The organism is Pontivivens insulae (assembly GCF_900302495.1).
GTDB classification, from domain to species: Bacteria; Pseudomonadota; Alphaproteobacteria; order Rhodobacterales; family Rhodobacteraceae; genus Pontivivens; species Pontivivens insulae.
Genome location: NZ_OMKW01000003.1, coordinates 1 through 13,697 on the forward strand (window position 1 = coordinate 1; position 13,697 = coordinate 13,697).

Annotated in this window: 17 protein-coding genes and 1 other RNA gene; 14 read left to right on the plus strand and 4 right to left on the minus strand. The window is 58.6% G+C overall.

Annotated elements, in window-relative coordinates; translation table 11 throughout:
• Positions 1-380 precede the first annotated feature (380 nt).
• Positions 381-1,109, plus strand: a complete 729-nt coding sequence (locus tag POI8812_RS10440; RefSeq protein ID WP_146186156.1) for an FkbM family methyltransferase — start codon at positions 381-383, stop codon at positions 1,107-1,109.
• An 8-nt stretch (positions 1,110-1,117) separates the two neighbouring features.
• Here the strand turns inward: POI8812_RS10440 and thyX are convergent, their stop codons facing one another.
• Positions 1,118-2,026 carry an FAD-dependent thymidylate synthase gene (gene thyX / locus POI8812_RS10445; RefSeq protein ID WP_108782551.1) on the minus strand — a complete coding sequence of 303 codons (909 nt, stop codon included), beginning with the start codon at positions 2,024-2,026 and terminating at the stop codon, positions 1,118-1,120.
• Positions 2,027-2,210: 184 nt separating this feature from the next.
• Here thyX and POI8812_RS10450 point away from each other — a divergent pair, with 184 nt between their 5' ends.
• The 9 genes from POI8812_RS10450 (at position 2,211) to POI8812_RS10490 (ending at position 7,288) form a co-directional block, all read left to right on the plus strand.
• Positions 2,211-2,648 carry a VOC family protein gene (locus POI8812_RS10450; protein ID WP_108782552.1) on the plus strand — a complete coding sequence of 146 codons (438 nt, stop codon included), beginning with the start codon at positions 2,211-2,213 and terminating at the stop codon, positions 2,646-2,648.
• A 7-nt stretch (positions 2,649-2,655) separates the two neighbouring features.
• On the plus strand, positions 2,656-2,982 hold the full coding sequence (locus POI8812_RS10455; RefSeq protein WP_146186157.1) for a hypothetical protein: 327 nt from the start codon (positions 2,656-2,658) through the stop codon (positions 2,980-2,982).
• The gene (locus tag POI8812_RS10460; RefSeq protein ID WP_108782554.1) at positions 2,955-3,641 is read left to right on the plus strand and encodes a DUF1194 domain-containing protein; all 687 of its coding nucleotides are present in this window, start codon (positions 2,955-2,957) and stop codon (positions 3,639-3,641) included. The genes POI8812_RS10455 and POI8812_RS10460 overlap by 28 nt, the downstream gene beginning before the upstream one ends.
• The gene (locus POI8812_RS10465; RefSeq protein WP_108782555.1) at positions 3,638-4,339 is read left to right on the plus strand and encodes a DUF1194 domain-containing protein; all 702 of its coding nucleotides are present in this window, start codon (positions 3,638-3,640) and stop codon (positions 4,337-4,339) included. Before POI8812_RS10460 ends, POI8812_RS10465 begins: the two co-directional genes overlap by 4 nt.
• 35 nt (positions 4,340-4,374) lie before the next feature.
• Positions 4,375-4,745, plus strand: a transfer-messenger RNA (tmRNA) gene (gene ssrA, locus POI8812_RS10470).
• 102 nt (positions 4,746-4,847) lie between these two features.
• Positions 4,848-5,339 carry an SspB family protein gene (locus POI8812_RS10475; protein WP_108782556.1) on the plus strand — a complete coding sequence of 164 codons (492 nt, stop codon included), beginning with the start codon at positions 4,848-4,850 and terminating at the stop codon, positions 5,337-5,339.
• Positions 5,340-5,418: 79 nt separating this feature from the next.
• A complete protein-coding gene (fumC, locus tag POI8812_RS10480; protein ID WP_108782557.1) occupies positions 5,419-6,810 on the plus strand; it encodes a class II fumarate hydratase in 1,392 nt (463 codons plus the stop codon).
• A 68-nt stretch (positions 6,811-6,878) separates the two neighbouring features.
• A complete protein-coding gene (locus POI8812_RS10485) occupies positions 6,879-7,049 on the plus strand; it encodes a DUF4169 family protein (RefSeq protein ID WP_108783201.1) in 171 nt (56 codons plus the stop codon).
• Positions 7,046-7,288 carry a ribbon-helix-helix domain-containing protein gene (locus POI8812_RS10490; protein WP_108782558.1) on the plus strand — a complete coding sequence of 81 codons (243 nt, stop codon included), beginning with the start codon at positions 7,046-7,048 and terminating at the stop codon, positions 7,286-7,288. The genes POI8812_RS10485 and POI8812_RS10490 overlap by 4 nt, the downstream gene beginning before the upstream one ends.
• Here POI8812_RS10490 and POI8812_RS10495 read toward each other — a convergent pair.
• The 3 genes from POI8812_RS10495 to POI8812_RS10505 form a co-directional block, all read right to left on the minus strand.
• Entirely contained in the window at positions 7,274-8,584 is a 1,311-nt protein-coding gene (locus POI8812_RS10495) for a cytochrome P450 (RefSeq protein WP_108782559.1), read from the minus strand. The genes POI8812_RS10490 and POI8812_RS10495 overlap by 15 nt on opposite strands.
• Complete coding sequence (locus POI8812_RS10500; RefSeq protein ID WP_108782560.1) at positions 8,575-9,759, minus strand: hypothetical protein; 1,185 nt, start codon at positions 9,757-9,759, stop codon at positions 8,575-8,577. The genes POI8812_RS10495 and POI8812_RS10500 overlap by 10 nt, the downstream gene beginning before the upstream one ends.
• A gap of 78 nt (positions 9,760-9,837) precedes the next feature.
• The gene (locus POI8812_RS10505; protein ID WP_108782561.1) at positions 9,838-10,596 is read right to left on the minus strand and encodes a cytochrome c biogenesis CcdA family protein; all 759 of its coding nucleotides are present in this window, start codon (positions 10,594-10,596) and stop codon (positions 9,838-9,840) included.
• A 108-nt stretch (positions 10,597-10,704) separates the two neighbouring features.
• Here POI8812_RS10505 and POI8812_RS10510 point away from each other — a divergent pair, with 108 nt between their 5' ends.
• The 4 genes from POI8812_RS10510 (at position 10,705) to POI8812_RS10525 (ending at position 13,574) form a co-directional block, all read left to right on the plus strand.
• Positions 10,705-10,941: a sulfurtransferase TusA family protein gene (locus POI8812_RS10510; RefSeq protein WP_108782562.1), complete on the plus strand. Its 237-nt coding sequence runs from the start codon at positions 10,705-10,707 to the stop codon at positions 10,939-10,941.
• Complete coding sequence (locus tag POI8812_RS10515) at positions 10,941-11,687, plus strand: SDR family oxidoreductase (protein WP_108782563.1); 747 nt, start codon at positions 10,941-10,943, stop codon at positions 11,685-11,687. Before POI8812_RS10510 ends, POI8812_RS10515 begins: the two co-directional genes overlap by 1 nt.
• 75 nt (positions 11,688-11,762) lie before the next feature.
• Positions 11,763-13,277, plus strand: coding sequence for an Asp-tRNA(Asn)/Glu-tRNA(Gln) amidotransferase subunit GatB (gene gatB, locus POI8812_RS10520; protein ID WP_108782564.1), 1,515 nt, complete (start codon positions 11,763-11,765; stop codon positions 13,275-13,277).
• Between the two features lie 3 nt (positions 13,278-13,280).
• Entirely contained in the window at positions 13,281-13,574 is a 294-nt protein-coding gene (locus POI8812_RS10525) for a hypothetical protein (RefSeq protein WP_108782565.1), read from the plus strand.
• The last annotated feature ends 123 nt before the right edge of the window (positions 13,575-13,697 follow it).

The window sequence follows — 13,697 nt, forward strand, 5'->3', positions numbered from 1 at the left end:
AGCTGACACCAATATCATCGGGAAACTTTCGAAACCCTAACTGGCTAGACATACAAACAGTCCATTGTCGCATCGACAACCAAACCGCCCGCATATCCCTTCAATATACTTTCAATTTTTAAAGAGCACCGCCGTCCTAAGTCTCTGTTTCCAGTGGCCTATTTGGCGCCCCGGTCAGTGTGGAGTGTGTCTCCCCGCTGCCGGTGAAAGGGCTTATGAGGGATTCTCCGGGGGGCTGCAACAGCCTTTTTCAGCTTTTTTGCATTTTTTTGACGAAAGCCAATTCCTGTCTCAAATGACCGTTCAAACGACACATTCGCTTGCGTGACGTGGCCGTCATCCGCAAGAAATGTACCGACCCCAGATCAGGAGACCTGAAGGTGCCCATCGTCCGCTCTGCCCGCAAACGTATCCTTAGAAAATTCGGCAAATCTCGGGTGGAAACCCGCTTCGGACTGCAATGGGAACTGGACCCTACGGATTGGATCGACCTTCGTATGATCGTGGGGCAGCCATTTGAGGTGGACCAATATGCCTTTATGTCCGCACTCATTGCCAAACAGGGCTGCAGTCGGTTTCTGGATTGCGGCTGTAATATAGGATTCTATTCCGTCCGGCTCGGCGACCAGTTTCCAGATCTTCAGATTGACGCTTTCGAGCCTGTGGGCACCACCCGTGCGAAGCTGACGAGGAATGTCGAACTCAATGGGTTCGAAGACCGGATCACGGTGCATGGGATCGCCCTGTCAGACAGTGAAGGAGTGGCGGAGATCGCGATTGATCCAGAATCCTCTGGCCTGTCGACCCTCGCCGCTGATGAACCAGATCAAGCACGGAGGGATTTCAAGCGCGTCGAGCAGGTGCCCACGCGACGGCTCGACGATCTGGTTTCCTTTGAAGGCGAGAACATCGCGCTCAAAATCGACGTCGAAGGCTTCGAATTGACGGCCCTCGCCGGGATGGAGCAGACCTTGAAGAACAATAAAGCCGTGCTTCAGATCGAAACACGGCCCTCAAATGTCGCGGCGCTGGATGTTTTGATGGCATCCTATGGCTATCGCGGTTTTCACATCATCGGCGAAGACCACTACTATATGCGCGCCGAATGATGCCGTGATCAGCCTTTCAAGCTGGCCTCAAATTCCCGCCACTCCCCTTTTGACATGCCAGAGCTTTCCTGGGTGACGGTTTCGCCTGCCAGCATCTTGCGAAGCGCATCCATTCCGCGCGCAGAAAACTGTGCGCCGCCCATGCGATAGTCTTCAAAGGCGGCATAGGCCGCCGGAACCCAATCTTTGACGACCTCACAGATCGCATCCGCATAGACTCGAATTTCGTATTGCGCGTGACTGTCCGCGCGCAAACGCAGGAAGTGAAACAGGTTGTGCAGATCAACCTTCCAGTACCACTGGGTATAGACATTTGCCGGCAGGTTCATACGCGCAAGCTCTCGCGCCAAACCGTCCTGGCCATCCTGGCTGAGCATTGCTTCGTAATGGTCGTAGGCCCGCATCGAGTCGCCGCGCAACATATCGAGGACACGCGCCGCTTCCTCACCTTGCAGGACGGCCCCCCTGCCCTGATTGTTCACGGTGGACTGGGCCGCCAAATGCTCTGCCTGCGGAATATAAAACTCGCGATCGAGGATCGAATATCGCGCGGAGTACTCGTTCACATTTGCAGTCCGGTGCCTGATCCACTGTCGGGCGACGAAAACCGGTAGTTTTACATGCAGCTTGATCTCGCACATTTCGAATGGCGTCGAGTGCCAATGCCGCATCAGATATCGGATCAGGCCTTCATCATTCTGAACGGCCTTGGTGCCCTTGCCATAAGAAACACGCGCTGCCTGCGTGATAGCACTGTCGTCACCCATGTAGTCGATAACCCGGACGAACCCATGATCCAGCACCTCATGTGCCTTGTAGAGATGTGCTTCCATCCCCGGAACGGTCGCGCGCAAGGTTTGCTGGCTCTCTCCACGTGCGGCATCAATCTCGGCCTGCTGGTCAGGGGTGAGCGGCATCGTGGTCTCCTCTTAGATTCGCGGAATACCTTATCTGGTGTCGCCTCCCGATTGAACCGCTAGGACAGCGGCTTCCTGGCAATTTTGCATCGACTTTCAGCTGGCGAAGGCTTCACACCCGCCTATCTTGCTCGCAAGGTGTCGACGACAGGTCGGCTTGACCCGGAAATAGTGAGGAGTCCCAATGGGCATCGAATATCTGCACGTCATGGTCCGCGTGCGCGACATTGAGGAAAGCAAGAAATTCTACTGCGACCTGCTCGGCCTGAAAGAGCGGCGGCGGTATGACAGTGAGGGCGGGCGGTTCACGCTGGTATACCTCTGTCCCGAAGGGCAGGAGGATGGCCGTGCGGACCTGGAACTGACCTATAATTGGGATGGCGATGATGCCCTGCCCGATGACAGCCGCCACTTCGGACATCTGGCCTACCGTGTCGACAATATCTACGACACTTGTCAGAAACTGATGGATGCTGGCGTCACGATCAATCGACCGCCTCGCGACGGCCACATGGCTTTCGTCCGCTCTCCCGACAATATCTCTGTCGAGCTTTTGCAGCGCGGCGATGCACTTCCAAAGCAAGAACCGTGGGCATCCATGGAAAACATCGGCCACTGGTAGGATGTGGTTGGTTCTGATCCTTTGCGTGGCCGGGATTGCGGGAACTCTCGCAAATTCGGCCGTGCAGCATTTGGCCGGTGGAAAACCCTTTACCGACACGGCTCGCAACTGGGGCAGATATGGCGTTGCTATTGCATGCGCCGTCTTCATCCCGGTTTCGTACGCAAGCTATCCTCAGCCCGCAGCCGACATCGTTGCGTTACTCGCCCTCACCATCACACCCTCGGTGCTGTCAAAGAAGGTGTTTCATGTCGAGGCACCGTGGCACCTCGTCCTTGCGCTCAATCTCGTCTACGCTCTCGTGACATGGTCCGTCTTTACGCTCTTACTCTAACGGCTTTGCTTGCACTTCCCGCGCAGGCGCAGTCCTGCCGTTTGGCACTGCAACTCGCACTGGACGTCAGTTCCTCCGTCGATGCAGATGAATATCGCCTTCAGATGCTCGGGAATGTGGCGGCGCTGCGCGATCCAGATGTGCGCGCGGCATTCCTTGCCCCCGGAATTGGCACTGTGGCCTTGAGCATATTTGAATGGTCGGGCCGCTGGGATCAGCAGCAAATCGCACCATGGCGGATGATTAAAAGTGAAGATGACCTCGACGCGGTCATCGCCATGATTGAGGCGAACTCCCGCTCAACAAATGAGGCGCCAACGTCGCTGGGACATGCCCTCAGCTACGCGGCGAGACAATTTCTGGAAGGCCCCCAATGTGCGCAGCGCACTGTGGATGTCTCTGCCGACGGACCGAACAATGACGGTTTTCCAGCGTCCTCTGCCTATATCGCGTATGATTGGCGCGGGATAACTGTAAATGCACTTGTCGTCGGCGGCGACCGGCAGCCGGAACTAACCGCATATTACCTGTCGGATGTGATCCGCGGACCGGGAGCATTCGTTGAAGTGGCCTCGGACTATGCTGACTACACCCGTGCCCTCCGCCGGAAGCTCTTGAGAGAATTGCAGCCCGTCCTGCTATTGGGAGAGCTTCGATGAAAGCTGCGATTATCGCCTTGTGCCTCGCCGCCGCGCCGGCATCCGCAAGCTGTCGTCTGGCTCTCGCGCTCGGGATGGATATCTCGTCATCCGTCAACGCTGCGGAGTATGAGCTGCAACTGCGCGGCATGGCCCGCGCTTTTCGCGAACCGGACATCATTGACGCTGTTCTTGCGATCCCGGACCAATATGTCCTCGTCCTTCCCTATGAGTGGAGCGGCCGCCTGCAGCAGGAAGCCATTGGCGAGTGGGCGCGGCTTGAAACCGCCGCGGATGTTGTGGCGCTTGCGGATCGGCTCGATGCACACACCCGCCGATACGAGAACTTCTCAACAGGTATCGGACAATCCCTTATCTGGGTTCAGCAGCAGTTTGACGCGCTGCCCGTGTCGTGCGACCGCCTGGTCGTGGATCTATCCGGCGACGGTATCACCAATGACGGTCCTGATGCGATCGACCAGTGGCCAGACCTGGCCGCCCGCGGCATCACCGTGAACGCCTTGGCAATCGTCGAGCCGACACAGATTGATCACGCCGACCAAGACGTTGCCACGCATTACCGAAATGAGGTGATTACGGGTCCGGGTGCCTTCATGCTCGTCGCCCGTATTGGGTTTGAAGATTATCCGGAGTTGATACGGGGCAAGCTGCTTCGCGAACTCGCCCCGCAAATGCTGATTGGAGCCGTTGAACCGTGAGCTCGGCCTCATGTTCGTCTTGGGCGGCCCGGCGGGTACTTGCCGACAGCGCCCAGAAACACTACTTACGACATGTTCCTTTGGGGACTATGGCGATAAACGCGCATGTAATAAGCGGCTCGGACCCGGGGGCGGTACCCGGCGGCTCCACCAATCACGGCTATGCTGTGATCACCCCGGTCATTTGGCGGGCGGATGGGGCCGAAACAGGATCGACGGACGTCTAAAGATGTTGCTTTCGCTCGGTGAGATACCACCGTTATCGGTTCAAACAGTATAGTTGCAAATGACAACCATGCTCCGGTCGCAGTCGCCGCGTAAGCGGTGCCTAAGATCGAAACTTAAGTCTTAGCGCCTAGCAGCGTTAAGCGGGGTTCGCAGGCACCTGGCAACAGAAGCCTGCACTTCCCTTCCGTTAAATTGGTCTTGGATCAGGGCGGCATGCCCCCTGTTCACCCGGTAAGAATCGGGTAAGGTTGAGCCGTTCCAGACGGGAGATCGGACGAAAATGCCTCAGACCATCGACTACGCTCAGATGATGCAGACCGCCCTGCGCGGACTTCTGCGCGATGTTTTGGAGCGTGTGGCCGTTGACGGTCTGCCTGGTGAGCATCACTTCTTCATCACCTTCGACACATCTCATCCCGGCGTCGACCTCGCGGATTGGTTGCGAGAGCGCTATCCCGACGAAATGACGATTGTGATGCAAGAATGGTTCGACAATCTGTCTGTGATGGAAGATCGGTTCGCGATCACCTTGAATTTCGGGAATTCGCCCGAACCGATGGTCATCCCATTCGCAGCGGTTCAAACCTTTGTCGATCCTTCTGTAGAGTTCGGCCTGCGTTTTGAGAGCGTCGAGGCGGAAGACACCCCGGACGAGGCGGATCCGATTGCCGCGTTGAAAGAGGCTGCCGCCCAGCCCGACGAGGCAGAGGCGGAACCGGAACAGTCCGGCTCAGCTGATGTCGTCAGCCTGGATGCATTCCGCAAGTCCTGACCCCTGCAATCATTGCCTGTACGTGCACCGCTCGTTAAGAGGTGGGGCGAGTTTGTAGCAGAGCAGGGATTGCACCCACATGACGACCACTCGCACCGAGACCGACAGCTTCGGCCCGCTTGAAGTTCCTTCAGATAAGTATTGGGGCGCGCAAACCCAGCGCAGCCTGATGAACTTCCCGATCGGATGGGAAAAGCAGCCCGTAGCATTGGTGCGCGCACTTGGCACCATCAAACAGGCGGCAGCGCAGGCCAATATGGCGCTCGACAATCTTGAACCGGAAATCGGCAACGCGATCGTTCAAGCGGCCAACGAAGTGGTGACCGGTAAGCTGGACGACCACTTCCCTCTCGTAGTTTGGCAGACCGGCTCGGGCACCCAGTCGAACATGAATGCCAATGAGGTTATCGCCAACCGCGCGATTGAAATCCTCGGCGGTGAGATCGGCTCGAAAACCCCAGTTCACCCCAACGATCACTGCAATCGTTCACAGAGTTCCAACGATACATTCCCAACCGCAATGCACATCGCATCCGCTCGCGTGGCGCATGATGTTTTGCTGCCGGGGCTGGAAAAAATGCATGCAGCACTGGCGGCGAAGGCCGAGGCGTTCAAGGACATCATCAAGATCGGGCGCACCCATACGCAGGACGCGACCCCGCTGACGCTGGGCCAGGAATTCGGCGGCTATGCTTATCAGGTCGAGCAAGGCATCGCGCGTGTTCGCCACGCGCTCACCAATATCTACCCGCTTGCACAGGGCGGCACCGCGGTGGGGACCGGCCTCAACGCCAAGATCGGCTTTGCCGAGAAGGTCGCAGAGAACATTGCTGAAATCGAAGGCCTGCCCTTCATCACAGCACCAAACAAGTTTGAGGCTCTGGCTGCTCACGACGCCATCGTTGAGATGTCCGGCGCGCTCAAGACCGTCGCGGCCTCCCTCTTCAAGATCGCCAACGACATCCGCCTGCTCGGTTCCGGTCCGCGCTGCGGTCTGGGTGAGTTGATGCTGCCAGAGAACGAGCCGGGCTCCTCCATCATGCCGGGCAAGGTGAACCCGACGCAGTGTGAGGCGCTGACGCAGGTTTGTGCGCATGTCATGGGCAACGATGCGGCCATCGGTTTTGCCGGCTCTCAGGGCCATTTCGAGCTCAACGTCTACAAACCAATGATGGTCTATAACCTTTTGCAGTCCATGCAGCTCTTGGGCGATGCGGCCTCCGCCTTCACCGATAACTGTGTCGACGGGATCGAGGCAGATGAGGAGCGTATCTCGAAGCTGATGTGGGAGAGCCTGATGCTCGTCACCGCGCTCGCGCCTGAGATCGGCTACGACAATGCGACGAAGGTGGCAAAGACCGCACACAAGAACCGCACGACGTTGAAGGAAGAAGCAATCGCACTCGGCTTTGTCGATGCAGAGACCTTCGACCGCGTTGTCCAGCCAAAGGACATGCTCGGACCCAAGTGAACCGTGCATCTGAACCAATCGAAAGCCCCGGACTTGATCCGGGGCTTTTTTCGTTGAAGATCATCGCCATGACCCAACCCATCAGCCTCTCAAAGGCCCGCAAGGCCCGACAGCGCGCCGAGAAAAAGGCGCAAGCGGACCGGAACGCCGCATTCCATGGGCTGACCAAGGCCCAGAAAGCTGTCGCGCGGTCCGAAGAAGCCCGGCGCCAGCACGATCTCGACGGCAAAAAGACGTGAGCAGACCGGAAAAACACTCCGTCACGCTGAAGGGCCATCGCACTTCGATCAGCCTTGAGCCGGAGTTCTGGTCAGCGTTCCGCGCCATCGCGCGACGTCGCGGCGTACCCCTTAACGCTTTGGTCAGTGAGATTGACGAGGCCCGCGAAACGGAAATCGGGCTTGCATCTGCAATTCGTGTTTTTGTTTTGCGGGATGCTCAGGCCGCAACTGCGCCCGAAGACTCAAACCCTCTCTGAAAAGCGAAGCCAAATCCCGTCATCTGCCCGCACTGTGAGATGGGCAACCGGGCGCGGAAGGCGGTCTTCGACCGGCCGCAATTCGAACTGCCGCAGGATCGCAGCCAGCATCAGCACGCCTTCGGTTGTGGCAAATCCGGCACCCGGGCAAATGCGCGGTCCAGCTGAGTAGGGATAGTAGGCGCCTTGCGGAACCTCCCCCCTCCACCGATCGGGGTCAAAAACATGTGCTCGCTCCCAAAGCCGTTCATGGCGACCCGAATGCCAGGGCGACAGGATGAGCGGCGATCCGGCTGGCAGACGACGCTTGCGGAACGTAACGCCATCACGTGTCTCGCGGGGCAGCATCGGCACAGGGGGATAGAGGCGCAGCACCTCTCGCCAGATGTCGCGAAGAAAGGGCATTTCGCGAAGGCCAGCAAACCCTTCAGGGGCGTCTCTCACCTCCGCAACCGCGCGGTCCTGCACTTCGGGATCGAGAGCTAGGCATAGCAACGCCCAACTCAGCGCGGAGGCAGATGTCTCATGCCCCGCGAGCAAAAACATAACGGCCTGATCAAGCAGTTCGTCGTCGGAAAACCCTGTCGTTCCATCAGAGTGCTGCATTTCGCGAAGCCGTCCGATCAGATGGTTCCCCTCGCCGCTTTGCGCAACAAGCCGCGCAACCAATGCCCGAAGGCTCTGTGCCGCCGCGCGTGACCGACGGCGGCCAAGGCGCGGGATCCATCGGGGAAGACGCATCAAGTCAGCCGGTGAGGCAAGCGGTTGAGCACGTTGGTACGCGCGAAAGGCATGGAAGACTGCATCTGCTTCCGCGTCCTCGATCGGGCGATCAAACATGACCCGCAAGATGACGTCTGCGGTTGCGCGTGCTGTGACCTCCTCCACTTCCACCGTGCCGGGTGAAAGCCGTGCGCACATCGTCTGCGATGCAGCCTCGATTTGGGGGGCCATCTCTCGCACCCTGCCGCCGGAAAAGGCCGGATCGATCAACGTGCGTGCCCGCTTCCAAGCTGCGCCGTTCGCAACGAAAACCGAAGCTCCAAGCAAATCACCCAATGTTTGTCCGAGCACACGGCTTTTCGGGAAGGCGTCCGCATCGCCCAGCACGATCTGGGCAAGCTCCGGCTGCAGGACGGTCGCGGAGCGATAGAACGGTGTCCGCAACTCGGCCATCCAAGCGCGGTAGAGCCGTTCGGGCTGGGACGAGAATATGTCCGTGCGAAACGCAAGCCACGTTCGCACCGGGCCATAGCCGCGCGGTCGGGATGCCGGACGCGGGGGCTCTACGGGCATGGATCCATGTCCTGATGCGGTGACAATGGGGTCGCAATCCGGCTGGCTGTTGATCCACGTCCACCAAACCGCGCCCGCAAACTCTGCGAACCCGCTGTGATCTGAAAATAATCGTAGATGCCCGGTCGTCCAAAAGCGCAGAGATACTGAACGTGCTTGCGGAAATAGCGCCGCTTGTGCTGACGCACCTGTTCCTTGGACATGTGCCGCAGAAACGTTCCTGAAATCACAACGGGATTGGCGGCATCCTCAACTGCCACGCCAGACACAGCAACGGGATCGGCCAACGCGAAGCAGGCACCATCACTGGGCGCGGTAACGTCCAGCCAATACACATCCTCACGCTGTGACAGGGCATGAAGATCGCGCCGCAAGTCGCCGGCCGTCGGCAGGAAGCTGACCATCGGCACCACATGGCCCAGTGTCAGCACCGAGAGTGGACGCCACCCTTTCAGGGCGACTGCCAAATGAACCGCAAGGGCCGCCCCGGACGAATGCCCAACAATCAGGACTTCATCCGCAGATGCACCGCGTTCGCGCACCAGCGCAGCCCATGCGTTCACCCTTTCAGCCAAGGCCACAGGCATGCGCCCCCTCTCGCGCGCAGCAAAGGCATAGTCGCTCATCAAGTAGAAAGCATAGAGATTGCGCTGGTCGAACCTGTGCAACAGCCGGATTGCCAGCAGGAATGTCGCCGTCCCCGTCACATAGTCGATGATCGGTGGGCTCCACCAATGCACCAAGACACCTGCCCAAAAAGCGATGTTGAAATAGAGCGATAGCATGAAAATCGGGTAAAGCGCGATGATCATGGGAATAGGGCGCAGCCGGATAAGCCGGGTCAGTGCACCGCTGCTGAGATAGATCCATGCCGTGCGCAGCATCTGCCCATAGGCCAACAGGATCGAGTCGGTCATCGCAGCGCGGATCAGATCGGTCCACCCAAGAAAAAAGATGTCTGCCCGGCTCTCTTCCACTCCGTCAGTCAGGCTCGCCCGCCAATGGTACGGGCCGTCCCCTGCGCGGCACCCTTTCACATCAAGCGAATAGCCGGAGATATCGGCCTGCTCAGCCCCTTGCGTGCGGTATAGTTCGCGATAGCGCCGGGCCCCGATCGGATCGAAGCCGGGGATGAAAAAGACGGCGCGATGCCGGACGGGTTCAGGCGCTTCCATGCAGACGTTGATAGCCGCTGGAACACCCGCCCGCACCTACGAACTTCTGTTTGGAAGTGTCAGGAGAGTTAAACGCGCCTATCCAATGGCGCCGAGTGCCGGAAATTGTTCAAGGAGCCAGAAGCTGAGATCTGTAAAGGCCCCCGTCAACATCATAACGCCAACGATGATGAGCAGGACACCCATCACCTTCTCAATGGTGCCCATCCAGGGGCGGATGCGCACCATCGCGCCCATGAAACGCTGCAGGAAAAAGGCCGCGATCAGGAACGGAATGCCCAGACCTGCGGCATAGATCGCCATCAGCGCAATGCCGCGTCCGATGCTGGCCTCCTGCGCTGCGAGGCTGAGGATCGCGCCAAGAATGGGGCCGATGCAGGGAGTCCAGCCAAACGCGAAGGCAAGGCCCAGGATGTAGGCCCCCACAGAACTTCCTCCACGGTCGCCAGCATCGATGCGTGCCTCACGGTACAAAAAGCCAATGCGGAAGATGCCCAAAAAGTGCAGGCCAAAAATTGTCACGACAGCACCAGCCAGCATTGCGAATTCGCGCTGATAGGTCAGGAAGAGCCGCCCGATAGAGCTGGCTGCCGCCCCCATGATCAGAAACACAGTCGAGAGGCCAAGAACGAAGAACAGCGCCGCGATCACCACCTTGCGGCGCGCCTCTGGCGTCGGCGTATCGGATAGATCATCCATCGACGCCCCGGCCATATAGGCAAGATAGGGGGGCACAATTGGCAGCACGCAGGGGCTGAGGAAGCTTAGCATGCCTGCCGTCAGTGATATGCCAAGCGCCGCCAACAACGACGCATCCATGATGTCGAGTCCGAACATGGCTTTCCCCTTCTCTCCTCGTTACCTAGCCAATGCATCGTCGCAGCGCCATTCAGAGATTTTCACGATTCCGTTGCCCGCCCCATCCAGCAGGGATAAATCATTGCCATGACACAGATTGATGCCGAACTCGACGCGACAGGGCTGCTTTGCCCACTTCCCGTGCTCAAAGCCCGAAAGAGACTGCAGCCCTTGCGGCCCGGCGCGATTCTAAGGGTTCTGACGGACGACCCTGCAGCGTTGGTGGACATTCCGCATTTCTGCACTGAACAGGGGCACATTTGCCACGACGATGGCGCCAATGGCAGCGCCCACATTTGGCGCATCGAAAAAGGTCCGCGCTGATGCCGTCCATGCTGATTACAGGGGCGAGCGCCGGGATCGGCGCAGAGATCGCAATCTACGCCGCGCGTGCAGGTTACGATATCGGTGTCGGCTTTCGGTCGGACGATGACGGCGCAGAGGCGACCGCAGAGCAAATTCGCAAGGCTGGCCAGCGGGCAGAACTGCTGCGCGGCGATTGCGCGATAGCCGCCGATGTGGCGGGCATCTTTGCCGCTCACATCTCGGCATTCGGTCTACCGGATGTCGTCGTCAACAATGCCGGCATCGTGCCACCACGCGGACGATCTCTGGTCGATGCGACGGTCGAGGAAATTGACAGGGTTCTCGCTGTCAACACGAACGGCGCCGTCTATGTTGCGCGGGAAGCCGCACGTCATATGTCGACCTCCCGCGGGGGCAAAGGCGGCGTGATCGTGAATATTTCATCTGCTGCGGCGCGTCTCGGCAGTGCTGGCGAATATGTCGACTATGCGGCCTCAAAGGCAGCGGTCGATACTCTGACAATTGGGTTGGGGCATGAATTGGCCACTGAAGGGGTGCGTGTGGTCGGGGTCCGACCGGGAATCATCGAGACCGGTATTCACGCCAAGGGCGGACGACCAGACCGTATTGAGGCCATCGCGCCGCGCGTCCCACTACGTCGGGCAGGCACGACATCCGAAATTGCAGCAACGGTCCTGTTCCTCGCATCCGAAGCTGGAAGCTATATCACAGCCACCAGCATCGACGTGTCGGGCGGTCGCTAGCCAACATCCTCTTGCCGCCCCTGCCCGGCCCGCGTAGAACCGCGTGCGATAGGCATTTGAGCGGATTGACGAGACATGAGCGAGCTGAGCTACGAAACCCCGAAGCCAAAAGTCATTGCAGGCGCAACGGGTGATTGGGAACTCGTGATCGGGATGGAAGTGCACGCCCAGGTCAAATCCAACTCAAAGCTGTTCTCGGGCGCATCGACAGAGTTCGGTGCCGAGCCTAACTCAAACGTTGCCCTCGTTGATGCGGCGATGCCGGGCATGTTGCCCGTGATCAACCAGTATTGTGTTGAGCAGGCGATCCGCACCGGTCTTGGGTTGAAGGCAGACATCAACCTGTTCAGCCAGTTTGACCGCAAAAACTATTTCTATCCTGATCTGCCTCAGGGTTATCAGATCAGCCAGCTCTACCACCCGATCGTGGGTGAAGGTGAGATCCTTGTGGACATGGCGCCGGGCATCGCGCGCAACGTGCGCGTTGAACGCATTCACCTTGAGCAAGATGCTGGCAAGTCGATCCACGACATGGATCCGACCATGTCCTTCGTCGATTTCAACCGGACCGGTGTCGCGCTGATGGAAATCGTCTCTCGCCCCGACATTCGCGGGCCTGAGGAGGCGGCGGAATATGTGCGCAAGTTGCGCCAGATCCTGCGCTATCTCGGCACATGCGATGGCAATATGCAGAACGGCAATCTGCGGGCCGATGTGAACGTTTCCGTCTGCCGTCCGGGGCAGTATGAGAAATATCAGGAAACGCAGGACTTCTCCCATCTTGGCACTCGCTGTGAGATCAAGAACATGAACTCCATGCGCTTCATTCAGCAAGCGATTGAGGTTGAGGCAAAACGCCAGATCGCAATCCTTGAGGATGGCGGAGAGGTTGATCAGGAAACCCGCCTATACGATCCCAACAAGGGCGAAACGCGGTCCATGCGCTCCAAGGAAGAGGCGCATGACTACCGCTATTTTCCCGATCCCGACCTGCTGCCGCTGATCGTGGAGCAGAGCCTGATTGACGAAATCGCAGCCTCACTGCCCGAATTGCCGGATGAAAAGCGTACACGTTTCGTAACCGAATTCGGCATGACGGAGTATGATGCGAGCGTGTTGACCGCAGACACCGAAAACGCGGCCTTCTTCGAGGAAGTCGCGGCCGGGAATGACGGCAAGCTGGCGGCAAACTGGGTGATCAACGAACTGTTCGGTCGTCTGAACAAGGAAGATACGGCGCTGGCCGACAGCCCGGTCTCGGCAAAACAGCTCGGCGGTATCGTCGGTCTGATCACGAAGGGCGACATCTCGGGCAAGATCGCAAAGGATCTCTTCGAGATTGTTTGGACAGAAGGCGGCGACCCGGCGGAAATAGTTGAGTCGCGCGGTATGAAGCAAGTTACCGACACCGGAGCGATCGAAGCCGCTGTGGATGAGGTCATTGCTGCAAACCCTGCGCAGGTTGAGAAGGCACAAGCCAATCCAAAACTTGCAGGATGGTTTGTCGGTCAGGTAATGAAAGCAACGGGTGGCAAGGCTGCCCCGCAGGCCGTCCAGGCCATCGTACGCGCAAAGCTGGGACTGGAGTAAGGCATGGCCGAGTTCGAATATAAGACAATCGTCGCGCCGACAGCGCCCCGGAAATATAAGGGTGTGAAGTCAGCCGATGAACGCTTTGCCCGGACAGTTGCTGATGCCATGAACGAAGCCGCAGCGGGTGGCTGGCAATTCGTGCGAACAGAAACGCTGAGCGTTCTGGTAAAAAAAGGCGCGCTGCGCGGCAAGGACTACGAAGACCGTACAGTCATGGTGTTCTCCCGCGAAAAAACGATGCGTTCACCCGCACTGGCCGGGTACGCGACTGACCGGGCTGAGCCGACGCTCTGATCTTTCGCACCTTCATTCTGACGTTCCAACACCCGGCCTTCGCGCCGGGTGTTCGTCTAATTGGGAACCGCTGCGGCCCATGCCTCGTTTCTTCTCCATTAGATCAATGGATTTGAAAGGAGA